21 protein-coding genes are annotated in these 24,283 nt (G+C 34.5%); 8 read left to right on the top strand and 13 right to left on the bottom strand.

Translation table 11 applies throughout. The features are described from left to right. Positions 1–2 precede the first annotated feature (2 nt). From ACNQF8_RS13840 to gcvT, 3 genes are all read right to left on the bottom strand, one after another. Positions 3–716 carry a YebC/PmpR family DNA-binding transcriptional regulator gene (locus ACNQF8_RS13840; protein WP_282716132.1) on the bottom strand — a complete coding sequence of 238 codons (714 nt, stop codon included), beginning with the start codon at positions 714–716 and terminating at the stop codon, positions 3–5. Positions 717–828: 112 nt separating this feature from the next. Next, positions 829–2,871, bottom strand: coding sequence for a S41 family peptidase (locus ACNQF8_RS13835; protein WP_417952161.1), 2,043 nt, complete (start codon positions 2,869–2,871; stop codon positions 829–831). 6 nt (positions 2,872–2,877) lie between these two features. After that, positions 2,878–3,960 (bottom strand): glycine cleavage system aminomethyltransferase GcvT, encoded by a 1,083-nt coding sequence (gene gcvT / locus ACNQF8_RS13830; protein ID WP_315208244.1) that lies wholly within the window; start codon positions 3,958–3,960, stop codon positions 2,878–2,880. Positions 3,961–4,309: 349 nt separating this feature from the next. Here gcvT and ACNQF8_RS13825 point away from each other — a divergent pair, with 349 nt between their 5' ends. From ACNQF8_RS13825 to ACNQF8_RS13810, 4 genes are all read left to right on the top strand, one after another. Further along, positions 4,310–5,158, top strand: coding sequence for an NAD(P)H-hydrate dehydratase (locus ACNQF8_RS13825; protein ID WP_417952159.1), 849 nt, complete (start codon positions 4,310–4,312; stop codon positions 5,156–5,158). A gap of 57 nt (positions 5,159–5,215) precedes the next feature. Then, a complete protein-coding gene (locus ACNQF8_RS13820; RefSeq protein ID WP_417952158.1) occupies positions 5,216–5,683 on the top strand; it encodes a hypothetical protein in 468 nt (155 codons plus the stop codon). A 95-nt stretch (positions 5,684–5,778) separates the two neighbouring features. After that, positions 5,779–6,573, top strand: coding sequence for a HipA family kinase (locus tag ACNQF8_RS13815; RefSeq protein WP_417952157.1), 795 nt, complete (start codon positions 5,779–5,781; stop codon positions 6,571–6,573). Next, positions 6,551–6,934 carry a DUF3037 domain-containing protein gene (locus ACNQF8_RS13810; RefSeq protein WP_131995253.1) on the top strand — a complete coding sequence of 128 codons (384 nt, stop codon included), beginning with the start codon at positions 6,551–6,553 and terminating at the stop codon, positions 6,932–6,934. The genes ACNQF8_RS13815 and ACNQF8_RS13810 overlap by 23 nt, the downstream gene beginning before the upstream one ends. 76 nt (positions 6,935–7,010) lie before the next feature. Here ACNQF8_RS13810 and ACNQF8_RS13805 read toward each other — a convergent pair whose 3' ends face one another. From ACNQF8_RS13805 to ACNQF8_RS13790, 4 genes are all read right to left on the bottom strand, one after another. Further along, complete coding sequence (locus ACNQF8_RS13805) at positions 7,011–8,201, bottom strand: BaiN/RdsA family NAD(P)/FAD-dependent oxidoreductase (RefSeq protein ID WP_417952156.1); 1,191 nt, start codon at positions 8,199–8,201, stop codon at positions 7,011–7,013. A 132-nt stretch (positions 8,202–8,333) separates the two neighbouring features. Next, positions 8,334–9,863 (bottom strand): S10 family peptidase, encoded by a 1,530-nt coding sequence (locus ACNQF8_RS13800; protein ID WP_417952155.1) that lies wholly within the window; start codon positions 9,861–9,863, stop codon positions 8,334–8,336. A 295-nt stretch (positions 9,864–10,158) separates the two neighbouring features. After that, a complete protein-coding gene (locus ACNQF8_RS13795; protein WP_417952154.1) occupies positions 10,159–10,662 on the bottom strand; it encodes an SRPBCC family protein in 504 nt (167 codons plus the stop codon). A 33-nt stretch (positions 10,663–10,695) separates the two neighbouring features. Further along, a complete protein-coding gene (locus ACNQF8_RS13790) occupies positions 10,696–11,202 on the bottom strand; it encodes a GNAT family N-acetyltransferase (protein WP_417952153.1) in 507 nt (168 codons plus the stop codon). A gap of 210 nt (positions 11,203–11,412) precedes the next feature. Here ACNQF8_RS13790 and ACNQF8_RS13785 point away from each other — a divergent pair, with 210 nt between their 5' ends. Then, entirely contained in the window at positions 11,413–11,952 is a 540-nt protein-coding gene (locus tag ACNQF8_RS13785) for a lipid-binding SYLF domain-containing protein (protein ID WP_417952152.1), read from the top strand. A 109-nt stretch (positions 11,953–12,061) separates the two neighbouring features. On the opposite strand, the gene ACNQF8_RS13780 is transcribed toward ACNQF8_RS13785, so the two are convergent. After that, a complete protein-coding gene (locus tag ACNQF8_RS13780; RefSeq protein WP_417952151.1) occupies positions 12,062–12,451 on the bottom strand; it encodes a cation transporter in 390 nt (129 codons plus the stop codon). A 121-nt stretch (positions 12,452–12,572) separates the two neighbouring features. Then, on the bottom strand, positions 12,573–13,058 hold the full coding sequence (locus ACNQF8_RS13775; protein ID WP_417953766.1) for a hypothetical protein: 486 nt from the start codon (positions 13,056–13,058) through the stop codon (positions 12,573–12,575). Between the two features lie 638 nt (positions 13,059–13,696). On the opposite strand from ACNQF8_RS13775, the gene ACNQF8_RS13770 reads away from it, so the two are divergent. Next, positions 13,697–14,605, top strand: coding sequence for an SH3 domain-containing protein (locus ACNQF8_RS13770; RefSeq protein ID WP_417953767.1), 909 nt, complete (start codon positions 13,697–13,699; stop codon positions 14,603–14,605). 78 nt (positions 14,606–14,683) lie between these two features. Here the strand turns inward: ACNQF8_RS13770 and ACNQF8_RS13765 are convergent, their stop codons facing one another. The 4 genes from ACNQF8_RS13765 to thrA all read right to left on the bottom strand — a co-directional run bounded on the left by ACNQF8_RS13765 (position 14,684) and on the right by thrA (position 21,422). Beyond that, complete coding sequence (locus ACNQF8_RS13765) at positions 14,684–16,126, bottom strand: hypothetical protein (protein WP_417953768.1); 1,443 nt, start codon at positions 16,124–16,126, stop codon at positions 14,684–14,686. A 461-nt stretch (positions 16,127–16,587) separates the two neighbouring features. Continuing rightward, positions 16,588–17,877 (bottom strand): threonine synthase, encoded by a 1,290-nt coding sequence (thrC, locus tag ACNQF8_RS13760; RefSeq protein ID WP_417952147.1) that lies wholly within the window; start codon positions 17,875–17,877, stop codon positions 16,588–16,590. A 66-nt stretch (positions 17,878–17,943) separates the two neighbouring features. Next, positions 17,944–18,867 carry a homoserine kinase gene (locus ACNQF8_RS13755; RefSeq protein WP_315208217.1) on the bottom strand — a complete coding sequence of 308 codons (924 nt, stop codon included), beginning with the start codon at positions 18,865–18,867 and terminating at the stop codon, positions 17,944–17,946. A gap of 107 nt (positions 18,868–18,974) precedes the next feature. Continuing rightward, entirely contained in the window at positions 18,975–21,422 is a 2,448-nt protein-coding gene (thrA, locus tag ACNQF8_RS13750) for a bifunctional aspartate kinase/homoserine dehydrogenase I (protein WP_417953769.1), read from the bottom strand. Between the two features lie 637 nt (positions 21,423–22,059). Here thrA and hutH point away from each other — a divergent pair. Together hutH and ACNQF8_RS13740 are read left to right on the top strand one after the other, a co-directional pair. Next, positions 22,060–23,574 carry a histidine ammonia-lyase gene (hutH, locus tag ACNQF8_RS13745; RefSeq protein WP_417952145.1) on the top strand — a complete coding sequence of 505 codons (1,515 nt, stop codon included), beginning with the start codon at positions 22,060–22,062 and terminating at the stop codon, positions 23,572–23,574. Between the two features lie 49 nt (positions 23,575–23,623). Next, positions 23,624–24,268 carry a DUF47 domain-containing protein gene (locus tag ACNQF8_RS13740; protein ID WP_315208210.1) on the top strand — a complete coding sequence of 215 codons (645 nt, stop codon included), beginning with the start codon at positions 23,624–23,626 and terminating at the stop codon, positions 24,266–24,268. Positions 24,269–24,283 lie beyond the last annotated feature (15 nt).

The raw sequence follows: 24,283 nt of genomic DNA, 5'->3' as shown, positions 1-24,283 counted from the left end.
GTCTATTCTTCTTCCATAGTGTGATATACGTTCATCACGTCATCATCTTCTTCAATTTTTTCAATAAGTTTCTCTACATCCGCTACTTGAGCTTCTGTAAGTTTCTTAGTAATTTGTGGAATTCTTTCAAATCCAGAAGAAAGAATTTCTAACCCTCTGTTTTCTAATTCTTTTTGAATGGTTCCAAAACTTCCAAAAGGAGCATATATTAAAATCCCGTCTTCGTCTTCAAAAACCTCTTCAGCTCCAAAATCGATTAATTCTAATTCTAATTCTTCAGGGTCGATTCCGTTTGTTGGAATTCTAAAATTACAGGTATGATCAAACATAAATTCAACTGAACCTTGGGTTCCCATAGTTCCATTACATTTGTTAAAATAACTGCGAATGTTAGCTACGGTTCTATTGTTGTTATCAGTTGCAGTTTCAACTAGTATTGCAATTCCATGAGGCGCATATCCTTCAAATAAAACTTCTTTATAGTTGGCTGTGTCTTTATCGGTAGCTTTTTTAATGGCACGTTCTACATTTTCTTTTGGCATATTTACTGCCTTAGAATTTTGAATAACGGCTCTTAATCTGGAGTTGGCATCAGGATTAGGACCGCCTTCTTTTACAGCCATTACAATATCTTTACCAATTCTGGTAAATGCTTTGGCCATTGCCGACCAACGTTTCATTTTTCTACCTTTTCTAAACTCAAACGCTCTTCCCATTTCTATTTTTTATTTTGAACTGCAAAAATACAGTTATTAGTTATTTTTTCAAAAATTTTTATTAGTCAATTGGCACATTGTTTTTGTTCTTCTTAATTTTTTGATTGAATCATTATTTATTCAAATTCTTATAATCGTTTATTATCGCAATTGCTTCTTCTAAATAAGGATTGTTTTTTACCTCTTTAATTTTATAGCGATTAATATCCTGTTGGAAAACATCAAATTTTAATCGTTCCAAATCATAGGAATTATTCGAAATCATATTTTTACTTTCGCTTTCCACAATTTTTTTGACTTTTTTCCAAAGTGAATCAATTTCATGAATATCGTTGAATACATCTTTAAAAACTAATCGTGTCGGTTTTTTGGGATTGTTATAAAGTACATTAATCTGCTCGTTAGCCAAACTAATGTCATTGAAGAGAGAGGTGTTTTTTACTCTTGAATTACTTAATTCGATTATTTTGGGAAAATAAGTTTTTGTGAACGGATTGAATCTTGCTTTTGTAGTAATTACATCATATTTCAAAGCTGTTTTAAAACTGATTTCCCGCGGAATTATACTGTCAAATAAAACGGGTAGAGCAATATCTGGAACAATTCCTTTTATTTGATGGCTGTCACCTGTAATTCTGTAGAATTTTTCAATAGTAAGTTTTACAAATCCCTGTTGGTTATTTTCGTCCAATGGTAAAATGGTCTGCATAGAAGCTTTACCTAATGATGTACTGCCAATAATGATTGCTCGGTTATAATCTTGCATTGACGCAGCAAAAAATTCGCTAGCCGATGCTGAATTTCCACTTATTAACAGCACGATTGGACCATTATAAACACTACCTCGATTGCCGTCTTTTAAAATGGTTTGTTGGTTTTTATTATTAACTAAAACAGATACAGGACCAATATCTAGAAACATTCCGGCTAATTTAATGGCTTCTTCCATCGATCCGCCACCATTGTTTTGAAGATCGATTACTAAACCTTCAACATTGTTTTTTTGAAGTTTCACGATTTCTTTGGCAACATCATCAGCGCAGCCTTGAATAGAATATCCGTCAAAATTAGAATAAAAACTAGGAATGTTGATGTAACCAATTTTTGTTTCCGCTTCGGCAATATAACTGAAAACCGCATTTTCAGTGGCTTTCATTACTTGCTTTCTGAGGAGTACAGATTGTATGGTTCCATTTTTTTTCTGAATGGTCAATTCTATTTCTACATTCGAATCAGAAAGAATCAATTCTTCAATTTTTTCTATTGAGGCACAGGAAACAGAATATTCATCTCCTTTGGTATTGGATACTTTTAGGATTACATCGTCTTTATCAAACTTATCTGTTTTGGCAGCGGGACCACCCGGGACAATTTCTTCGATTATAATTTCCTCTTTTTCATTAAATCCAATATTCAATCCCAACGAAAGATTGCTAGTTGATAAACCCGACATGAAACTGGATTTGGCATCCATTGAAAAATAATTGGAATGAGGATCAAAATAAGTGCAAAAAATATTTAGAAAATTATTTTGAAGGTCATTTTCTAATCTGTTAGTGTCTCCAAGAATACTATTTACCTTGCATAAGTTGGTGTCAAATATTTTTGTTTTAGCGGTTTTCTCCAGCTTTGAAAAATTCTGCGTAAGCGAATCTAAATTGGAACTCAATTTCGAAATATCTTCTAGAATATCGTATTTAATTCTCTTTCTCCAAACCCTTTCTATATCAGTTAAGACCAAATCAAAAGGGAAGTTTTTCTTTGAAAATTTCACAGAGTCATTTGAGTTGTAATCAAAATTTTCCTTTTGCATTTTCTCTAAAATTTTCTTTTTTCGAATCAAAGCCAATTTATAAACGGCAACAAAATCACTCATAAACGAACAATTGTTCTGTAAAATATAATTGTCCAGTTGGAGTCTATGCTCACATAGTTTTTGATATTCAATCTTGGTAAATAAGTTTCGGTTAGTATCTAAAACATCCAAAAAGCTATCAAAAACAAAAACCGATAAACTGTCGTCTACCGGTTTTGGTTGGTAATGTTCACGTTGTATTAACGTATTTATTTTAGAAAGTGTTTCACAAGTTTTTTCATCATTTTGACCTAAAAGTGAAAATGTTGTGAGTAACAATACAAGTGAAAGTTTCTTCATTTATTTTTATTTCTTGTAAAAAGGTAATTTCACCACTTTAGCAGGAACATCATTTTTACGGATTCGGATAAAAATATCACTCTCCAAAGCACTGTTTTCAACAGTTACATAACCCATACCAATTCCTTTATTCATCGATGGCGACATAGTTCCCGATGTTACAATCCCGATTACATTTCCAGCTGCATTCACAATCTCGTAATCGTGTCTTGGCACCGCACGTTCCTGCATTTCAAAAGCGACTAATTTTTTAGTAACTCCTGCTTCTTTTTGTTTTTTCAGGTTTTCTGAATTGGTGAATTCTTTAGTGAACTTCGTAATCCATCCTAAACCAGCTTCTAGTGGCGATGTCGTGTCGTTGATGTCATTTCCGTACAAACAGAAACCCATTTCTAGTCGCAACGTGTCACGAGCCGCAAGACCAATTGGCTTGATGCCAAAAGCCGCACCCGCTTCAAAAACTTTAGTCCAAATTTGTTCTACTTCTGAATTTTTACAATAAATTTCAAAACCTCCAGAACCAGTATATCCTGTAGCCGAAATAATTACGTTTTCGATACCGGCAAAATCTCCCACTTCAAAATGGTAATATGGAATCGCAGATAAATCTTTGGAAGTCAAGGATTGCATCGCTTCAACCGCTTTTGGTCCTTGAATTGCCAATAATGAATAATCATCCGATAGGTTTTTCATCTCTACACCCAAATCATTTTGAGCCGAAATCCAATCCCAATCCTTGTCAATATTCGATGCATTTACGACTAATAAATACTGCTCATCTTTCATTTTATAAACCAGCAAATCGTCTACAATTCCACCATCACTATTTGGCAAGCAAGAATATTGTGCTCTTCCAATAGTCAAAGTAGAAGCATCATTCGAAGTCACTTTTTGAATCAAAGCTAATGCATTTGGACCCGTAAGCAAGAATTCACCCATGTGAGAAACGTCAAAAACACCCACGGCATTGCGCACCGTTTCATGTTCTGCATTTACTCCTTCATATAAAATAGGCATATTGTATCCGGCAAACGGAAGCATTTTTGCTCCCAAACTCTCGTGTATGTGCGTAAGCGCAGTATTTTTCATTGTGTTTTTATATAAAATTTGAAGTCGCTAATTTATTGATTTTATTTCGGGTGACAAAGGCAGAGCGAAGCAAAGTTTAAAGTTTCAAACGTTTTCGGAAGAACACGTACTGTAGGATTTATAATAAGTATTTTTAGGAGCTATTTCCTGCTATTCGCTGTATTCCCACTTAACAAAAACTACGGCTAAAAAGCCTTGTTTTTCTATAGCGGGAGATGCCGCTTTAAACGAAGTTCACTGAACTCCTATAAAAATAAAAGTTTAGTGAAGTAATCAGGGCTAGGGAATTTAGGATCAATTAACGAATTTGTTTCCTATAAAATTCGTAGTTTTAGACAAACAAATTTCAATGAAGAATCCTATTTACATCGACCAAAAAGAAATCCTGAAACGCTACAAACAACCTGACAAAATTACCCACAAAGGAATTCAGGGTCACGCTTTAATCATTGGTGGAAGTTATGGTAAAATAGGAGCAGTGAGTTTATCCTCTAAAGCCTGTTTGAAAACTGGTTGCGGATTAGTCACTGTTTTTATTCCTAAATGTGGGTACACAATTCTTCAAACCGCGATTCCCGAAGTCATGGTTCTTACCGATATTCAGGACGAAATAATTTCTGATATTACTTTCGAAATTGTACCGAAAGCTATCGGAATTGGTCCAGGTTTAGGTCAGGCGGTAGTAACCCAAAATGCGCTGCATCAATTTTTAAAAACGAATAAAACGCCTTTGGTAATCGATGCCGATGCATTGAATATTTTATCCAAAAATAAAGAATGGTTTTCTTTAGTACCGCCCAAAACAATCTTAACGCCACATCCTAAAGAACTGGAACGATTAATAGGAAAATGGGATTCCGAAGAAGAGAAAAGGAGTAAAGCAATCTCCTTCTCTAAACAATACCAACTTATAATAGTTATGAAAGGTGCACCCACCCAAATCATTGATGGTGAAACTGTCTATGAAAATACTACTGGAAATGCCGCTCTCGCAACTGCGGGAACTGGCGATGTTTTGACGGGTATGATTACCAGTTTATTAGCACAATCCTATGAACCTGTTAGTGCCGCAATTCTTGGTGTGTATCTCCACGGAATAACTGCCGATATCGCTTTGCCTAAAACAGGTTATCAATCCTTTATCGCTTCAGATGTAATTGCTAATATTGGGAAAGCCTTTTTGAGTTTAGAAAGTTGAGATATTCTCTAAATTAACTACTTTTAAGAACTCAACAATTAGAAAATGGTCATCAATATGAACAAATTAAAATTATTGTTTTTCGTATTTATCCTTATTTCATGTTCTCGAAACGAAAAAATTATTGAAGGAGATTTTGCTTTTAAGTCGATTGATCTTTTTAACTATTATAATCTTGATCAGAAGAGTATTGATGAGTGGGAAAAAGTACTTAATGGTACGCGTCAAATTAAAAACCCTAGTGCGGATGATGTGTTTATTTTGAATTATTTTGATGCATTAAAAAAACACAAAGTAATAAAGTCTCCTTCTATTAAACTCAAAACAAAAGATTCAATTATAAGAGTCTATTTAAGCGAGAATGATTATCAAAAAGTAAAGAATTATAATTCAAATGATTTGATTTCAAATAATAGAAAAGTAAGTCTTAAAATGAACATTGAAACCAGAGGAAAAGAAATTTATTATTGTAAAGAGTTAATTTCTATAAAAGAAGTTCATGGTGAAACTTACACCAGTAAGTAGCAATATTATTTACTGTTTTAGTAATTACTAATACAAAATCAAGCTACTTATTTGTAAGTTTGTATCCATGCAAAATTGCTTTATCCAATTCGATTATGGAAAAAACACCTCATCTTAGAACCGTAAATGTTACGCGATACATCACTCCGTTGCGGGAAGGCGGTTCTTTGCCTGCGCTCGCTGAAGCCGATGATGATTTTAAATATGTACTGAAATTCAAAGGTGCCGGACATGGCGTGAAAGCTTTGATTGCCGAATTAATTGGCGGAGAAATAGCTCGTGTTTTAAACCTAAAAATGCCCGAACTCGTTTTTGCAAATCTCGATGAAGCATTTGGCCGTTCAGAAGGCGATGAAGAAATTCAGGATTTGCTTCAAGGCAGTCAGGGACTCAATTTGGCGCTTCATTATTTATCAGGAGCTATAAATTTTGATCCTGTTGTCACTTTGGTTGACCCAAAACTAGCCTCGCAAATTGTTTGGTTAGATGCTTTTATCACTAATGTCGACAGAACGTTTAGAAACACCAATATGTTGATCTGGCATAAAGAATTATGGCTGATCGATCACGGTGCAAGTCTTTATTTTCATCATTCGTGGACCAATTGGGAAAAGCACGCGCAAAGTCCTTTTGCACTGATAAAAGACCATGTATTATTGCCTCAAGCTTCCTTATTGCTAGAAACGGATGAAATATTCAAAAAAATATTGACGAAAGAGGTATTACAGAGTATAGTGAATCTTATTCCAGAAGTATGGCTCCATTGGGAAGATACCGATGAAACTCCCGAAGCCATTCGGGAAGTCTATTTTCAGTTTTTATCGATACGTTTAAATCATTCCGAAATTTTTATAAACGAAGCACAAAATGCAAGAGAAGCACTTATATGAGTATGCCGTAATCCGCGTTGTGCCTAGGGTAGAACGCGAAGAATTCCTCAATGTGGGTATTATTTTGTTTTGTAAAAAAGCGAAGTTTATAAAAGTACTCTGCTCGATGAACGAAGCCAAATTGCAACTATTTTCAGCCGATTTAGATTTGGAGCAATTGCATTTAAATTTACAGGCATTCGAGAAAGTGGCGCATGGCGAAAAATCAGGTGGACCAATAGGACAATTTGATATTCCATCGCGTTTCCGTTGGTTGACTGCACTTCGCAGTTCTGCCATTCAAACCTCAAGACCACATCCGGGCTTGTGTGATGATTTGGAACAAACAGCACAAAGGTTATTTGAAGAAATGGTATTATAAATAAATTAAAAAACTGTTAGAAAGTCATTTCACAAAACCAGAATCCCTTTTGCATTTGGTAATAGAATAGTATAATTTAAGAAACTTTATTTAGGTGACGCGCAAGATGCATGCCCATACTAAAACAAGCTTGTAGTAAATAACCGCCAGTGGGCGCATCCCAGTCGAGCATTTCTCCGATACAATAATTACGATTTTTGTTTTTCAATTGGAAGTTTTCATCCACCGCAATCAGTTGAATACCGCCTGTTGTGGATATGGCATCGTTCAAAAGGCTAGTACCGGTAATTTCGATAGGTAAATTTTTTATGTTTTGAGCCAATAATTCCGAATTCAAATAAGTTTCTTTGGAAAGGTATTTTTTCAAAAGTCCAATCTGTGCAGGACTCAATTTAACTTCTTTTTGTAATGTTTCGCTCGTCTTTTTAAAGGTTGATTTTCTAATTTTATCAAGCAAATCATCATAAAGCAAGGTCGGTTTCATATCTAATAAAATTGTAGCGTTTTGATGGCTCTCCAATTCCTCCCGAATTTGTGGACTAAGCGCATAAATAGCATTGCCTTCTAAACCAAAACGTGTGATGACCGCTTCGCCTTTTTGTCTTTTATTCAAACAGCTAATAGAAATATTTTTAAGCGGACTGCCTTCATGTTCTAAGATAAAATCTTCCGGCCAGTTCACGCGATACGCACAATTCGAAGATTGAAAAGGAACGATAGGAATACTTTCCCTTTCGAATAAATCTAGCCAAGAACCATCAGAACCAGTTACTTTCCAGCTCCCGCCGCCCATAGCAAAAATGGTATAGTCTGATTTTATTACTGTATCCGTATTGAAAATAATGTCATCGTTGCTCGTCCAACCAGTCCAAGTGCGTTGGTATTGAATTGTAACACCTTGCTTATCAAGAACATCCAGAATTGCGTTGAGAACTGTTATGGGTTTGATGCCACTTTCAGGATACACCCGCTTGCTACTGCCGATGTAAGTTGGAATACCAATGGAATCAATCCACTTTCTAAAGTCGTTGTTGTCAAAATCAAGTAATGCTTTTTCCAGAAAATGAGGTGGTGTATAACGTGCAATCAGTTCAGCAATAGGTTCCGAATGGGTGAGATTGAATCCTCCTTTTCCAGCTACCAGAAATTTCCTTCCCAGTGTTTTATTTTTCTCGTAAACAGTAACTTTGAATTTATCACAATCTAATAATGCAGCCAATATAAGTGCTGCGGGTCCTCCTCCAATAATTGAAACTGATTTTTTCACGCTACAAAAATAGGTTTTGTTTTACCCGTAAGTGCCGATATGGACTTTTTTATTAGCCAATGTATTTTTAGAGAACAAAAAAAGGCTATTCAATATCATTTTGAACAGCCTTTTTTTTTGAATTCAATCTACCTAATATTTTGCTGATTCTCCGGCTTTAGGCAAGGATTGTTTTATAAATTGTCTGATATCTTCATTGGCCGATTCTAAATCTACTTTTCTTAAGTACATCATGTGTCCGCTTCTATAGCCTTTCCAGGACATTCTTTCTTTTAGTCTTCCGCTTGGATCCATTTGCCACATGTTGTATTTGGAGTTGAAATAATCGCAGGCTCCATCATAATATCCGGACTGAACCATTACATGCAAATACGGATTTTGTGCCATGGCTTGACGCAGGTTTTCTCCGGTTTTATCATTGGAATCATCCCAAGGTCTCACGGAACCAAACATATTGTATTTAAAATCGGTTTTGTAATTCAGATTGTTGCGTAAATACATATTGATAGCAGGGGTAAAGGAGTGAAGCCAAGAAGTAAGTTCCGCATTAAAATCAGGTCCGTCTCCAGCCGCTTTGCGGTCAATTCCTTTGTAGCGGGAATCTAATCTACCTACGGTAAACCCTTGATCGCGCAACAATTCTTTCCAGAAATAATCATAGGGAACATCTAAATTATTTTGTAAAACCACTTTTTCCGAAAGTCCGGAATAACGCGCGATTTTGGTAGCCATTTCTTTTCTTTTTTGGTCATCTAATGCGCCTCCTTTGCTCATTGCGGGAAGCAGTTCATTTATGGTAAAGTCTTCTACTTCCGGTAACATGGCGGTTAAATCTTTGTTCTGTAGATCAGTAGGCAGCATTTTGTGATACCAAGCCGTAGCAGCAAAATAAGGCAGTTTTAGTGCCGCTTCAGAAGCGACTCCACGAGTGATTCCTAATTCAGTTGGCGATACCAGAATAACGCCGTTCAGGTACATCCATTCGCTGTTTTGTAATTCTAGTGCCAGTCCGGAAACGCGCGTCGTTCCATAGCTTTCTCCAATTAGGTATTTTGGCGAAGCCCAACGATTGGTTCGGGATACAAATCCATTAATCCAATCAGCAAGGTATTTAATATCGGCATTCACGCCAAAGAATTTAGTCGTTGGTATTTCTTTACTCGTAGCTCTTGAATATGCGGTATTGACCGGATTTACAAAAACAATATCGGCAACATCCAAAATTGAATACGGATTTTCCTTGATTCCATAAGGCTGTAACGGATAACCTTCATCGTCAATATTAATTAAACTTGGACCAGTATAGGCAATTTGCATCCAAACCGAAGCGGAACCCGGACCTCCATTAAATGAAATTACTAATGGACGGGCGGCACGATCTTTTACATCGGAACGTTCGTAATAGGTGTAAAATAAACCGGCAATTGCTTTTCCGTCTTCGTCCCAAACGGGCATCGTACCAGTTGTAGCTTTATAGGACACTTTTTGACCTTTGATAGTCGTACTATGTTCCGTTACCACTTGCGAATCCGGATTGAAAGTGAGATTTGCGGCTGAATTTTCTTCTTTTGGAGCGGTAGGTGTTGTAGGTGTTTTTGGCGGTTGGGCATGCAAAGCTGTAAAAAATCCAACTAAGAGCAAGGATAGTACTGTTTTTTTCATAAAGAGATTGGTTTGAGGTATTTCAAGACTGTTTTTTGTGAAACAATTTTTACAGCACTAATATATTGCTTTTTAATAGAGTGACAAAAACAGAAAGCAGAATTGTAATTACCTAACCATGAAACCTTATTTGGGCGTAACCTGAAAGCAGAAAATTCCCATTTTGAATGATGTATCTGCAGCTTTGGGCCCGGGCTTTTGGCTCTATCTTTATTTTTTTAAAGAAAAAAATAAAGGATGCCGCCGCAATCCCTTACGCTAACTACCCGAGCACTAAATGAAATCTAGTTTATCGTTAGATTATATTTTCTTGAAATAACGTTTCTAATTGCTCAAGACAAGCGGTAATGCCTTGTTCAAAGCCCATTTCAATCATGGTTTCAATCTCTTTTTCATTGGAATAAAACATTTTGAATTCAACCAATGTACCAGACTCTGTTTTAGCAAAAGCAATAGATCCTATAGAAACCGGTACCGAAGTATTTACGATTCCCTCTTCATCACAAAAACTATCTTTAATTTCAAAACTTAAATATGGTGTTATGGCTGTATAGTCCATTCGTCCCCAATGTTTTTCATTTTCGGGACCCACCATTGCGTACAACCAATAGCCGCCAACGGAAAAATCCATAGTTTTGGTTTCGGCTTTCCAAGGTTGTGGTGCCCACCATTGTTCTAACAATTCACTTTCCGTAAACGCAAGCCAAACTTTTTCAAGCGGCGCAGAAAATGTTCGCGATACCAGAATTGATTTTTCTTCTAAATCTTTTACAACAACAGTTTTATTATTGGTTCCCATTTTATTTTGATTTAAGATTGATTATTACTAATTCTAAACCCTTTTTTCCAAAACAACAAATTCCAAAGGCTCTTCCGTAATTGGAATATGAACATCGCTTGCTGGAAACGGTTCTCTTGCTCCGGTATCTTCATAACCGTTGCGTTTGTACCAAGCAATCAGTTCATCCCGAACGGAAATTACGGTCATTATAATTTTTGGCAATCCTAACTCCAAGGCATGAATTTCTGCCTGTTGTAATAATTTTTTTCCAACACCACTGTTTTGTAATTCGGGTGAAACGGTCAGCATGCCTAAATACAATTCCTGCTCTTTTTCAACCAATAAAACACAACCTATAATTTGGTCGTTGTACGTAAATTTCAGAACTGTATTTTTTGGATTTAGAATCGTTTCTGTGAGTTCTTGTTCTGTGGTTCGTAGTCCTTCCAATATGTTGGCTTCAGTGGTCCATCCTTTTTTAGACGATTCGCCGCGATACGCTGAATTGATTAATGTATTTAAAAGGGAAACGTCTTCTATTGTTGCTTTTGTAATCATGTATAATACTTCTATTCTTTGGTTATTGCTTTGTGTTTTTCAAAGGTAGAAAAAAGGGAGTAATCACTTCGTTTTTTTGATGAAATAATTATTCTTTAAATGTATAAAATAATTCATATAGTATTGATAATCAGTATTTTTAATTATTAAGCAATATTTTTTTTTTATCTTTGAACAAAGAAATTTCACAATAATTTAAAAGATATGATTATGAAAAATTTAAATATTTTTTTGGTAATAATGTTGGCTTGTGTACTCAACATAGCGCCTGTATTGGGACAATCGACCGCTAAAAAAAATAAAATTATTGCTGATAGTAAAATAGCAAAGGCCGAGTTCATTAAAAGTGATCCGCTGATGAAAGCGCTTTTTGATAAAGCTTACGGTTATGTTATTTTTCCAAATGTAGGTAAAGGAGGTCTTGGCGTTGGCGGTGCAGCTGGAAACGGGCTTGTGTATGAGCAGAACAAACGAATAGGAATGGCAAAATTGACGCAATTGAGCATAGGATTTCAAGCTGGCGGACAAGCGTACCGGGAGGTGATATTTTTTGAATCAAAAAATGAAATGAACCGGTTTAAAGAGAGCCGATTCGAGTTTTCCGCACAAGCTTCTGCTGTAGCTGTAACCGAAGGCGCCTCAGCAAATGTAAAATATACGAATGGCGTGATGGTGTTTACCATACAAAAGGGCGGACTCATGTACGAGGCATCTATTGGCGGACAGAAGTTTAAGTTTAACGGATTGTAACGTGCTTTTTTGCTAACCCAAACATCTCGCTCGTGCCAGTTTTAATTTGAATTATAATTTTTATTTCTTCTAATTAACGGACGTGTTCGGGCGCTCGCTTTAGCGTAGGTCAGGCTTTATTTTTTTTGCAACAGTCATCAAGCTTTTCGTATGATGCAACCTCTGCTTTTATTTCATCGGCATCAAAACCCAGTTTTGAAATTCCTTTTTTAATTGTTAGTAAATCTGTTTTTTGTCCGTTGTAGTAAACCGTTATGGTTCTTTTTTTTTCGTCAAGCTCATACATTTTTACACCTTTTATTTTCAGCATATTAGTCTGGAAATTTTTACCACAAGTTTCGCATTCTTTGCAATGGTCACAGTAGATAGAAGTTTTTATAACAACTTTTTCGTTTTTCTTAGCTTGTTGTGCATTAGAGACTTGTACAGAAAAGAATATCATAAACAACACGATACTATTGAAAGAAAAGATTCTATTTATTATTTTTAGGTATTTCATTTTATATATTTTTTAGTTTTTATTGATGATATTGGTAAGCAGCTATGACTGGTCTTTCGATCCGTTTGAGTGTGTAAAATTGTATTTTACATAAGAACTATTTATTTAGGAACAAGATATATCATTTCTTTTTTGTCTCTATTAAAATGTATTTTTTGAATACATATTTCCAAGGCAAGAAGAGTATTGGTATTATAATTCCGGAGAACATATACGCCATTTCTTCGGCTGGAGAACCTTTGAGCGTCCCAGCTGACCATAAAGGATAAGCGACAACTGCAAGCCACAGTCCTTTGTAGAAAATCATAAAAAGCATAATCGGTAACATTCGCAACGTATGGAATACACCCAAAAGTGCCAATGTGGAGTAAGCCGCCCAAGTGCACCAAGCTACAGCTCTTGTAGGATCCCATTCCCCTTCATGAGTAAGAATAACGGGCCAGGAATCTGTGGCAACAAAAATAAACATTAACGCGAAAAACAACCGCATTACATAAATATTGATTCTGCGAACCCCTTCGTAGTTTTCGTAGTCAGGAAGAAAAATATTTTTGATACTGAACTTTGATTGCTTCTGTTGTTGTGACACTTGCTCTGTTGTGTTCATAGTTTTTCTGTTTGGTTTTTATTGTAGAGCCAAGGTATAAAAAAAGCTACATCCTTTAAGGCAGTTGCTTATTTTGTTTTTTAGGTTGTTCGGTAATTTCATTAGCTAACGCCAAGCTGGGGAAATTGTAGATATCTGAGCGATTGGATTTTATTTGGACCCCAAATTATTAAATATACTCGTTTTTATTTTATTTATAATGTAATAGTTTTAATTACTAATAAGTTATTTTGCTATAAATAACTTAAATTCAAACTAATAGGGTAGACTCTGTACCATAAGTATTGCTTTTCTTAATTCCATGAGAATTAATGATTTTACTTATATAAATCTAATCGATCAATAAAAAGAAAATAGAATTGATTTCCATAAAAAAAAACAACTAAAAATCACTTCTCAGTCGGTTTGTATTTGAAAAAAATATTTAATTTTTATCCAAAAAAACTTTTAATTCCTTATAAATCTTAATGTACACATTTCCTTTTCTTGTGGCAAAATAGTACTCATTAAATGCTGTTTGGCATTATTAGTTTTTATAAATAGTTCAAAAAAATCTAAAAAATAATGGAGTTCTGTGGTGCTCTCTTGGTTGTTTTTAGTATTTTGGCAGTAGAATCATTTATAATTAACTGATTAGTATGAAATATAGAGTCGCTACTCCGTCATTAAATCTAAGAGATTTTCCGGCAACGCAGGATAATTCCAAAATTTTAATACAAATACCTTTTAGACATACCGTTAAATTAATTGAAAAAACAGCATCAGATTGGTGGAAAGTAAAACTTTTAAACACTGAAAAAGAGGGGTTTGTCTTTTCAAAAGATATCGAGCTTGTTGATGAAACGAATCAAAAAATTATGGATATTGAAGTGCCCAATTTTGAGCCGGGTACAAAAGCAAGTCTGGACAGTAAAGAGGACACATATAAACCTATTGGCAACCCTTCAATTCCGTTTAGAGATTTAACTAGTCTGGAGTCTAAACTTACTTCAATTCAAAACATCATCAAGGCGCTGGATGTTTCAAAAAGTTTCCGTTATCAGAAAGACGCCTCGGATACTTATTGTAATATTTATACTTTTGATTATTGTTTTTTTGCCAGGGTCTATATCCCCAGATTAAGATGGACTGATACCGCAATCGAGCAACTGGAGAAAGGGAACGAAGTAGCAGTGGTTTTTGATGAAACGGTAAGGCCTTTTTATTCCAATTATATCTATGATTGGTTTTTGCAATCGGGGAGTGAGTTTGGTTGGGAAAGAATCGATGATGTTGATGAACTTCAGAAGAAAGTAAATGCTACTGGAGGAGTAGGAATCATTTGTGCCAAAAGATTCATCTTGAATAAATCAGGGCATATAGTAGTGGTGGTTCCAGAAACGGATACTGATAAAGCCTTTAGAAAAGACGGTAAAGTTATTTATCCGCTGCAGTCCCAAGCAGGTGCTGATAATTATAATTATTTTTCAGAAATTAGAGAAGATTGGTGGGATAATAAAGATCCGGAAAAAGGATATACCTCCGCTATTTTTTATTATCACGATTAGTTAAAAAAACTTCTTGTGAGTAATTACACTTCTTGTAGGTTTATAGTCAACAAGAAGTGTTTTTATTTACGGGTTATTTTAAAAAGATGCTATTGTATTTGCAGTGCAGGCTTGTTTTTTAATTAGTAAAGAACTACAAAAGCCTTTTTCGTAATAACGAGCATGTAAGCTCCTGTATATTTGATCATATATTAATAAAGGATCATTCGACTCTATGGTGATAGATAATATGTTTTCTAAAAGGCTGATGAATTTTGATGGTACATGGGTTTCTTTGCCGTGGATAATAGATTCGTAGACAAAGTTATTCCATTCTAAATCGCAAATTGGATTTTCGATTTCGTTTAATAAGGCATGATCCATAATAAAAACAAGAAAATTCAAAACCTCCTGTAGATATTTTTCGTCGAAATAATCAAATATTCGAAACTCAATGCCATGATTTTTGTGCTTGTGAAAATTAATGTCAAGACCAATTTTATCAATTTTTTCATAATCCGATATTTCAGAATAACGGTTCACCCACCATAACGGGTTATCATGCATTGGATGTTCATCAAAATTCATTTGGACAATTTTCCCAGTTTTCATCACATTAGTATCATAAGTACCCACCCCAATATATCTAGACATGGCACATCTTTGTGATGCTTTTGTTAAATTGACGCTGCTGTCATTATGCGATAAATAATCAGAAGAACCGAATTTTGTCATAAATAATGGACTCAGCCATTGGAATAATCGAATTGCTCTCTGGTGTTTTTTTATAAAACCTGTTTTGTCCTTAATTTCACCTTCATTATTTAACTCAGTAGGAATAGTTAAATTGAAGTGATAGGTCATATTATTAAAAACAGAATAATTGGTGTTGTTTGAAATAAATATGGCAAAAGGATGGTTTTTAGAACATATTTTTATAGTGCCAAATTCCGTAAAGATTTTATCTTTATCAAAGGCGCTTTGTAAGTTGTTTATGAAACCTTGTTTTATTGTTGCTAGCTCAGCAATGGCCGAGTCAATATCTGTTTTGTAAAATTTTTGCGTAACAAATTCAACTGTGTCACCGTCAAAAATAAATTCTTTTTGAAGCTCGTCTATAAAATATGGATTGTTTTTTTGTAATATTTCAAAAATACTTTCCCCTAAATATTCAGGATTTGGTTCGTTAGTTATGGGGTCAAAAGTCTTATGCTGGTTGTTAATGTCCGTTTTTGTAAACGAATGGGAGTTCATCAGTACCGGCAAATAATATTCTTTATCGGATAATATTTTCAGTAATGAATTCTGGTAAACGTTTTCTTTATAATTCTTAAAATGATTCACACTATACTTTTCATGAAGCCCTTTAGTCAGCAAAAAATCTTTGTCTACCACGCGATGGTTTTCAAACTCTAAATAACATTCATTTTCGATTCCTACGCCCCAATACAAATCATTTGACTTATATTGAGTCCTGTAATCTTTGTGCTTATCCAATAATTCAATTTCAAAACTAACAGCATTCATGCTATGATCCGTCATAAACTTTTTTCTCCTTCTTTTAATAAATTATGTTGATATGGGAAGCTACTTTATCAGGTAGTTTTTTAAAGTATTTTTTAATCTGTTGATTTTAGTTAAGATTCAAACAGCGTCTTAAATACTTAGTTGTTTTTTAATGGGGTTCAGGTTTGTTTTTCACTCGCAAAAAACCTGAATAGAGACAACTCAATTTTTTTGCAAAATTAAGTATAATTTAAATCATATTCAAGCTATATTTTCAGATCTGGAATTTTATTTTTTTGTGGCGTAATTTATTGTTATGCTTCTCTGTAAATTACTCATAATTATATATTTAAAATGGAAGTCCAAAATGTGTAGAATTATTTTGTTGTTCCTAAATACAAGTTTAAGAGTACTTTTAAAACAAATTTATTTAGGTACAAAAAAAACGACTAAAATTAGATTTTTAGTCGTTTTTTATTTGTTTAGATCGACATTTTTTATCCCAAAAAAGCTTTCAATTCCTCGTACGTTTTAATTTTTACGCTCGCTTTATCCTTTCCTAAAACACTTTCAATTTGTGTAGGAATCGGAAGCTTTACGTTTAATGTTGGTTCCACCGTATCTAAAAACTTAATAGGATGTGCAGTTTCTAAAAAAATGCCAATCGCATTCGGGTGGTTTTGTAATTCTTTTTTCAATCCGAGATATCCAACAGCTCCGTGCGGTTCTGCAATGTAACCGTCAGTATTGTAAATGGTTTTCATAGCTGCAATCGTTTCTGCATCAGAGAACGTAAACGAAGAAAAATCTTTTTTGAACTGCTCCAAATCATTGTGGTACATTTCTTGAATTCGGATAAAATTACTTGGATTCCCAACATCCATCGCATTCGAAATCGTAGCTATAGAAGGTTTAGGTTCGTAAACTCCGTTTTCTAAAAATCTCGGAACCGTATCATTTACATTCGTAGATGCTACAAAATGTTCGATTGGCAATCCCATTTTTTTGGCAATGATACCCGCGCAAATATTTCCAAAATTTCCACTTGGGCAAGAGAAAACTAATGGTTTGTTTTGTTTCTTTAATGCTTTGTACGCAAAGAAAAAATAAAACATTTGTGGCAACCAGCGCGCAATATTTATTGAATTCGCCGAAGTCAGATTTTTATGTTTTAAACTTTCGTCAAGAAAAGCTTTCTTTACCATATCCTGACAATCGTCAAAAACACCGTCTACTTCAAGCGCTTTAATATTCTGACCCAAAGTAGTCAATTGTCGTTCTTGAATATCGCTCACTTTACCGGATGGATATAGGATGATAACTTCCACACCTTTTACGCCAAGAAAACCACTGGCTACTGCTCCGCCCGTATCTCCGGAAGTCGCTACCAAAACCGTGTTTTTACTATCTGCGTTATCTTTATTAAAATACCCCAAACAACGAGACATGAATCGCGCTCCTACGTCTTTGAAAGCCATCGTTGGGCCATGAAATAATTCAAGGGAATAAATATCTTTTTCTACTTCGACCACAGGGAAATCAAAACATAAGGTTTCGGCAATGATTTGTTTTAAAGTATCTGCTGGGATTTCGTCACCTACAAATTGTTGGATCGCTTCAAAAGCAATTTCTTCATTGCTTAAATTTTCGATGTTGTCAAAAAAAGACTTTGGAAGCGGAGTAATTGTTTCAGGGAAATACAAGCCTTTATCAGTTGCTAATCCTTGTATTACGGCTTCTTTGAAAGAAACTTTGGGTGCGTTATGGTTTAAACTGTAATATTTCATTTTTATTTGCTTTACGCAGTATGCTTTATGCAGTAAGCTTTTTGCCTAATGCCTAATGCTTAATGCTTATAAAATTATTTTCATTCCTTCATCATTCACTTTAGAAACGTGAATTTCATACGGTAAATTCATTTCGTCGTACACAGCGCTCATGGCTTTGGCGATTTTATTAGCCGTTGCTTCCCCTTTGCTTAAAGCAAAAATAGAAGGACCTGAACCTGATATTCCGGAACCTAAAGCTCCGTTTTCGTATGCAGTTTGTTTGATTAAATCAAATCCTGGAATCAAAACACTTCGTAACGGTTCTACGATTTCATCATGCAACGAGCGACCAATTAAGTCATAATCTTTAGTGTACAAACCTGCAACTAATCCGCCTACATTTCCCCATTGTGTGATAGCACTTTTTAAGGAAACAGTTTGTTTCAATACCGAACGCGCATCCGATGTTTTCAACTCAATTTGAGGATGAACTACGGTTGCGTACAATTCGGATGGGCTTTCTATTTTGATAATATCCAAAGGATTTGAACTTCTTACTAATGTAAAACCACCCAAAAGGGCAGGAGCAACGTTATCGGCATGGGCATTTCCACTGGCTAATTTTTCGCCTTGCATAGCGAATAAAACCAATTCTTTGCGTGTAAATGGACGTCCCAGTAATTCATTGATGCCAAAAACAGCACCCGCTGAACTGGCGGCACTGCTTCCAATTCCGCTTCCGGCTTTGATGTGTTTGTATATTTCGATTTCAAACCCAAATTCTGTTTCAATGGCTTCCAGCATCGCTAAAGCTGATACTCCAGCCACATTTTTTTCGGTTTCCAAAGGCAAGTCGGCGCCCACAATTTTAGTGATGCGAATCCCTTTTATATCTGATTTTCGAATAATCATTTCGTCACCCGCAGTTTCTAAACACAGTCCAAGGACATCAAATCCGCAGGAAAGATTGGCGATTGTAGCGGGGCAAAATATTTTTATTTCATTCATAATTTTAGTCTTAAAGTCTAATGTCATAAAGTGGTAAAGTCTTAGGAATGAATATAAAATCAAGTTGGTAACTTTGAGACTTTATGACATTCGACTTTACGACTCATTTATACGTTTCCAATTCTAATTACATCAGCAAATATTCCTGAAGCGGTAACTGCAGCTCCGGCTCCTGCACCTTTTATCAATAAAGGTTGGTCAACATAACGGTCCGTAAAAAACAATACGATGTTGTCTTTTCCTTCCAAATTGTAAAACGGATGATCTTTAGGAATGAATCTTAAACCAACATTTGCTTTTCCGTTTTCAAATTGCGCTACGTATTTCAAACGAGAATCTTTGCTCAACGCTTCTTTATAAATAGTTTCAAAATGAGCTGCGTGTTCTATTAAAGATTTGAAAAAAGCTTCATTATTAGTCGTGTCTAAACATTCAGCAGGCAGGAATGATTCGTTGACAATCTCGTCAATTTCCATTTTGTAACCGCTTTCTCGTATCAGAATTAATATCTTTCTGGCTACGTCAATTCCGCTCAAATCAATTTTTGGGTCTGGTTCTGTAAATCCTTGGACACCAGCTTCTTTTACAACATCATGAAAAGTATTGTTTTCATTAAAATTATTAAAGATAAAGTTCAGACTTCCAGATAACACGGCTTGAATTTTATTCACTTTGTCCCCTGAAGCAATTAGATTTTTTACGGTATCAATGATTGGTAATCCAGCTCCAACATTAGTTTCAAAAAGAAACGGAGCATTGAATTGTCGGGATAATTTTTTTAGTTTTTTATAATTATCGTACTCTGATGCACAGGCAATTTTGTTGCAAGTCACTACGGCAATATTGCGTTTTAAATACTGCTCGTAAGTTTTAGACACACTTTCATTTGCAGTAATGTCAACAAAAATACTGTTGCGTAAATTGAGCTCTTTTACATTGTAAAGAAATTGTTCTTTGTTTGCCGCTTCGCCATTTTCTAAAACAGATTGCCAGTTTTTTAAGGAAATTCCGTCCTCGTCAAAATGCATTTTTCTGGAATTAGATAAAGCAATGACTCTCACATTTATTTTTAGATTGTCTTTTAGGAATTTATTTTGCTGGTAAATTTGCTCAATGAATTTTTCACCAACATTTCCAACACCCATTACAAATAGGTTTAACTGTTTGGTGTTTTCTTCAAAAAAGTTTTCATGTAACGAATTCAGTGCTTTTTTGACATCTCTTTCGTTGATTACTGCTGAAATATTTCTTTCGGAAGCACCTTGAGCAATCGCTCTGATGTTTACGTTATTTTTACCCAAAGTGCTAAACATTCGACCACTTAAACCTTGGTGGTTTTTCATGTTTTCGCCAACCAAAGCAATAATGCACAGGTTTTTTTCAACAATACAAGGATCGATTTTATTTTGTAAAATTTCTACTTTAAAAGCATTGTTGATGGCATCTTCAGCAACATCAGCATCAGAATTTAGAATTCCGATACAAATAGAATGTTCCGATGAGGCTTGAGTAATAAAAATCACATTGATGTTTTCGTGTGATAATACTTCAAAAAGCCTTTTGGATGAACCGGTAACACCAATCATTCCCGGGCCTTCAAGAGTAATCAAAGTAATATTGTCAATATGACTAATTCCTTTTACGGGATTAGTGTGATCCATTTCCTGATTTGAAATATAAGTTCCTTCGGCTTCCGGTTCGAAAGTGTTTTTGATAAGAATTGGAATGTTCTTTCTCAACACGGGCTGAATAGTTGGCGGATATAAAACTTTGGCACCAAAATGAGACAATTCCATCGCCTCCTGATAAGAAATGAATGCAATAGGTTGCGCTTGTTTTACAATTTTTGGATTGGCAGTATACATTCCGTTGACGTCAGTCCAAATTTCCAAGTCAGTTGCGTTCAATGCTCCGGCAAGAATAGCGGCAGTATAATCAGAACCGCCACGACCTAAAGTAGTATTGATTCCGTCCATTGATGCGGCGATAAATCCGGGCATAACAACGACTTGATTTTCATTCGAAGCAAAAAATTCAGCAATTAATTGATTTGAAACTTCAAAGTTTACTGTGGCTTTTCCAAAATGATTGTCGGTTTTGATTAATTCACGGCTGTCTTTATAACTGCTGTTTTTTAGATTTTGTTTTAATGCTTCTGCAATAATATAAGAAGACAATAATTCACCAAAACTCAATATAGTATCCGAAGTTCTAGGCGATAATTCTCCCAAAAGATAGCATCCATCCAACAAAGTTTCAAGATGATTGATGATTCTTTTTATATGGCTTAACAAGCCACTTTGTTCGCTTATAGGAATAAGTTCTTTTAAAGCATCTAAATGTTTTTTCTCTAAATCGGAAAGAATTTCTTTAAAGCTTTCGTCACCGGCAGCTGCTTTTTGAGAAGCAAGTTGGAGTAAATCTGTAATTTTACTAAAAGCAGAAACCACAACAATTAATTTTTCCTCTTTTGCTTTATTGATAATGATATCTAAAACCAGTTTTATATTTTGTGCATTGGCAACCGAAGTTCCACCAAATTTTAATACTTTCATTTTTGTTTATTTTATGTAAAAAATGCAAATGTTTATTATATACCCAAGTACTTTCTTTCTTCAGAAAAAAAAATATAATAATTAGGATTATATGTAAAATGTGTACCCCTAAGGGGTAGTAGTTGTTGTAGTAAATGTAACAGAAGAAGCAACCCAAATTTGAGTTGAAATCGAAGAGTGATATGTTGTTCTGTTGTTTGTCATTTGATTTTTCAAAAGTACAGTTTTTTATAAAAACGAAAGCCTCTAATATCGTTTTTGCGAATATTTTAATTTTTCAATATCATTCAGAAGAATATTGAATATTGTTTAGTTTTCAAGGTCTATGTTGAAGCTATTCGTATTTTTATGAAAAAATTAAACGGTTTGTGATTCGTTTTATAACTATATAGAAATAATTAATTCCATTAATAAAGCCGTTTTGAGGAGTTTTAGTAACTATTTCTGAAGTTTATTATTGCAATTAGTACTATCCATAGCTCTTTATCTCTCGGATTTTAAGTTAATTAGTTTGTGACTTTTTAAGCATAAAACTTAATGTTAGTTTGTCTTTAGGTCTGAATTTTAAATTATAGTCAATAAATGTTGTTTATTAATATAGATTTATTGAATTTTACCCTTTAAATAGAAAATAAAAATGGACAATACACATTATATAAGCACGCAATTACTCAGTTTTGAAACATTAGAAGAGATTATTTCTCATGGTAAATTATTGGCACTTTCTGAAGAAGCCAAAGTTAATATTCAAAAATGCAGGGATTATTTAGATAAAAAAATGGCTTCTCATTCAGAACCTATATATGGTATAAATACGGGATTTGGCTCGCTTTGTAATGTGAAAATATCAAACGAGAACTTATCAAAGCTGCAAGAAAATTTAGTAAAATCGCATTCTTGTGGAACAGGAGAGGAAGTGCCAACTGAAATTGTAAAATTGATGTTGTTGCTTAAAATTCAGTCCTTGAGTTATGGACATTCCGGAATTCAATTACAAACTGTGGAACGATTGATTGCATTTTATAATAATGATATTTTTCCTGTAATTTATACACAAGGATCTCTTGGAGCTTCGGGAGATTTAGCTCCTTTGGCGCATTTATCGTTGCCTTTATTAGGTGAAGGAGATGTTTATTTTGAAGGTAAGAAAGTACATTCTGCTGAAGTTTTGAAGCATTTCGACTGGAAACCAATTGTGTTACAGTCTAAAGAAGGATTGGCTTTATTGAACGGAACCCAATTTATGAGTGCCTACGGAACGCATATTTTAATGAAAGTCAGCAAATTTTCTTATTTGGCAGATTTGATTGGAAGTATTTCATTAGAAGCTTTTGATGGAAGAATTGAACCTTTTCATGAATTGATTCATTTTATCAGGCCTCATAAAGGACAAATTGTAACGGCAAATCGTATAAAAGGATTTTTGGAAGGAAGCGAAATCATCGAGCAAGTAAAAACACATGTTCAAGATCCCTATTCGTTCAGATGTATGCCACAAGTTCATGGTGCATCAAAAGATGCGTTTGATTATGTGAAGAAAGTTTTTAAAACAGAGATTAATTCGGTGACGGATAATCCTAATATATTCATTGAAAGCGACCAAATCATTTCTGGAGGTAATTTTCACGGGCAACCATTAGCATTAGCATTAGATTTTATGGCAATTGCGTTAGCGGAATTAGGAAGTATTTCGGAGCGAAGAACCTATCAGCTGATTTCTGGTTTGCGTAATCTTCCTGCATTTTTAGTGGATAATCCAGGATTAAATTCTGGTTTAATGATTCCACAATACACAGCGGCCAGTATTGCCAGTCAAAATAAACAATTGGCAACTCCTGCAAGTATTGATAGTATTGTTTCCAGTAACGGACAAGAAGATCATGTAAGTATGGGAGCAAATGCAGCTACAAAAACCTTACGTGTTTTAGATAATTTGGAACGCATTCTAGCGATTGAGCTTATGAATGCTTCTCAAGCTATTGAATACAGACGACCGTTACTGTCAAGCGATTTTATTGAGATGTTTTTAAGTGCGTATCGAGAGGAAGTTCCATTGATAAAAGAAGACCGAATCTTGCATTATGATATTGAGAATACCGTTTCTTTTTTGAATACTTTTCAGATAGAAAATGATTTGTTAATGTTAGCTTAACATTAGCATTAAATAATGCAGTAATTTTGCCGGACTAAATTTTAATGAAATGAACATAAATAATTTTTTCCAATTTTTGGTTCCTAAAGATAAAAAGTTTTTCCCTCTTTTTGAGGAAGCTTCTAGTAATTTAATTGAAATTGCTACAAACTTACACGAAGCTGTAAATCTTCCTTTGAAGGAACGTGAGGTTATTTTTCAAAAAATTGATGCTTTAGAGCAAAAAGGAGAAGACATTACACGTCAAACAAATTTAGAGTTAAGTAGAAACTTCATTACTCCATTTGATAGAGAAGATATACACTCATTAATTACTTCTATTGACAATGTTGCGGATAACCTTCACGGTGCAGCAAGTAGAATGAAGTTGTATCAGGTGGATAAAATCACAAAATCGATCAGAAAATTGACTGAAATCAATCTTGAAGCTTGTCAAAATATTGATATTGCTGTAAGAGAATTAAGAGATTTGAAAAAAATAAAGAATATCACTGATGCTTGCGTTAGAATTAACAAGTTAGAAAATAAATCAGATAATGTTTATGATAAAGCAGTTCTTGATTTATTTGAAAACGAAACGGATGCAAAAAACATTATCAAGTACAAAGAAGTATTATCAGTTTTAGAAACAGCTGCTGATAAATGTAAAAGTGTTGCTAGTGTTTTAGAATCAATTTCTGTAAAACATTCTTAATTCAATCGGTTTTAT

This window comes from Flavobacterium labens (genome assembly GCF_048286755.1).
In the GTDB taxonomy this organism is placed as follows: domain Bacteria; phylum Bacteroidota; class Bacteroidia; order Flavobacteriales; family Flavobacteriaceae; genus Flavobacterium.
Note: the sequence above shows the minus strand (reverse complement) of the source record. Positions and strands in the feature narration are given on the sequence as shown.

Excerpts from the sequence above, each read along its gene's own strand:
- ACNQF8_RS13780 (WP_417952151.1), bottom strand. The coding sequence starts at position 12,451 with ATGAAATACCTAAAAATAATAAATAGAATCTTTTCTTTCAATAGTATC.
- ACNQF8_RS13790 (WP_417952153.1), bottom strand. The coding sequence starts at position 11,202 with ATGATTACAAAAGCAACAATAGAAGACGTTTCCCTTTTAAATACATTA.
- ACNQF8_RS13740 (WP_315208210.1), top strand. The coding sequence starts at position 23,624 with ATGAACATAAATAATTTTTTCCAATTTTTGGTTCCTAAAGATAAAAAG.
- ACNQF8_RS13755 (WP_315208217.1), bottom strand. The coding sequence starts at position 18,867 with ATGAATGAAATAAAAATATTTTGCCCCGCTACAATCGCCAATCTTTCC.
- gcvT (WP_315208244.1), bottom strand. The coding sequence starts at position 3,960 with ATGAAAAATACTGCGCTTACGCACATACACGAGAGTTTGGGAGCAAAA.
- ACNQF8_RS13770 (WP_417953767.1), top strand. The coding sequence starts at position 13,697 with ATGAAATATAGAGTCGCTACTCCGTCATTAAATCTAAGAGATTTTCCG.
- ACNQF8_RS13765 (WP_417953768.1), bottom strand. The coding sequence starts at position 16,126 with ATGACGGATCATAGCATGAATGCTGTTAGTTTTGAAATTGAATTATTG.
- thrA (WP_417953769.1), bottom strand. The coding sequence starts at position 21,422 with ATGAAAGTATTAAAATTTGGTGGAACTTCGGTTGCCAATGCACAAAAT.
- ACNQF8_RS13800 (WP_417952155.1), bottom strand. The coding sequence starts at position 9,863 with ATGAAAAAAACAGTACTATCCTTGCTCTTAGTTGGATTTTTTACAGCT.
- ACNQF8_RS13810 (WP_131995253.1), top strand. The coding sequence starts at position 6,551 with ATGCAAGAGAAGCACTTATATGAGTATGCCGTAATCCGCGTTGTGCCT.
- ACNQF8_RS13815 (WP_417952157.1), top strand. The coding sequence starts at position 5,779 with ATGGAAAAAACACCTCATCTTAGAACCGTAAATGTTACGCGATACATC.
- hutH (WP_417952145.1), top strand. The coding sequence starts at position 22,060 with ATGGACAATACACATTATATAAGCACGCAATTACTCAGTTTTGAAACA.
- ACNQF8_RS13840 (WP_282716132.1), bottom strand. The coding sequence starts at position 716 with ATGGGAAGAGCGTTTGAGTTTAGAAAAGGTAGAAAAATGAAACGTTGG.
- thrC (WP_417952147.1), bottom strand. The coding sequence starts at position 17,877 with ATGAAATATTACAGTTTAAACCATAACGCACCCAAAGTTTCTTTCAAA.
- ACNQF8_RS13835 (WP_417952161.1), bottom strand. The coding sequence starts at position 2,871 with ATGAAGAAACTTTCACTTGTATTGTTACTCACAACATTTTCACTTTTA.
- ACNQF8_RS13825 (WP_417952159.1), top strand. The coding sequence starts at position 4,310 with ATGAAGAATCCTATTTACATCGACCAAAAAGAAATCCTGAAACGCTAC.
- ACNQF8_RS13785 (WP_417952152.1), top strand. The coding sequence starts at position 11,413 with ATGAAAAATTTAAATATTTTTTTGGTAATAATGTTGGCTTGTGTACTC.
- ACNQF8_RS13775 (WP_417953766.1), bottom strand. The coding sequence starts at position 13,058 with ATGAACACAACAGAGCAAGTGTCACAACAACAGAAGCAATCAAAGTTC.
- ACNQF8_RS13820 (WP_417952158.1), top strand. The coding sequence starts at position 5,216 with ATGAACAAATTAAAATTATTGTTTTTCGTATTTATCCTTATTTCATGT.
- ACNQF8_RS13795 (WP_417952154.1), bottom strand. The coding sequence starts at position 10,662 with ATGGGAACCAATAATAAAACTGTTGTTGTAAAAGATTTAGAAGAAAAA.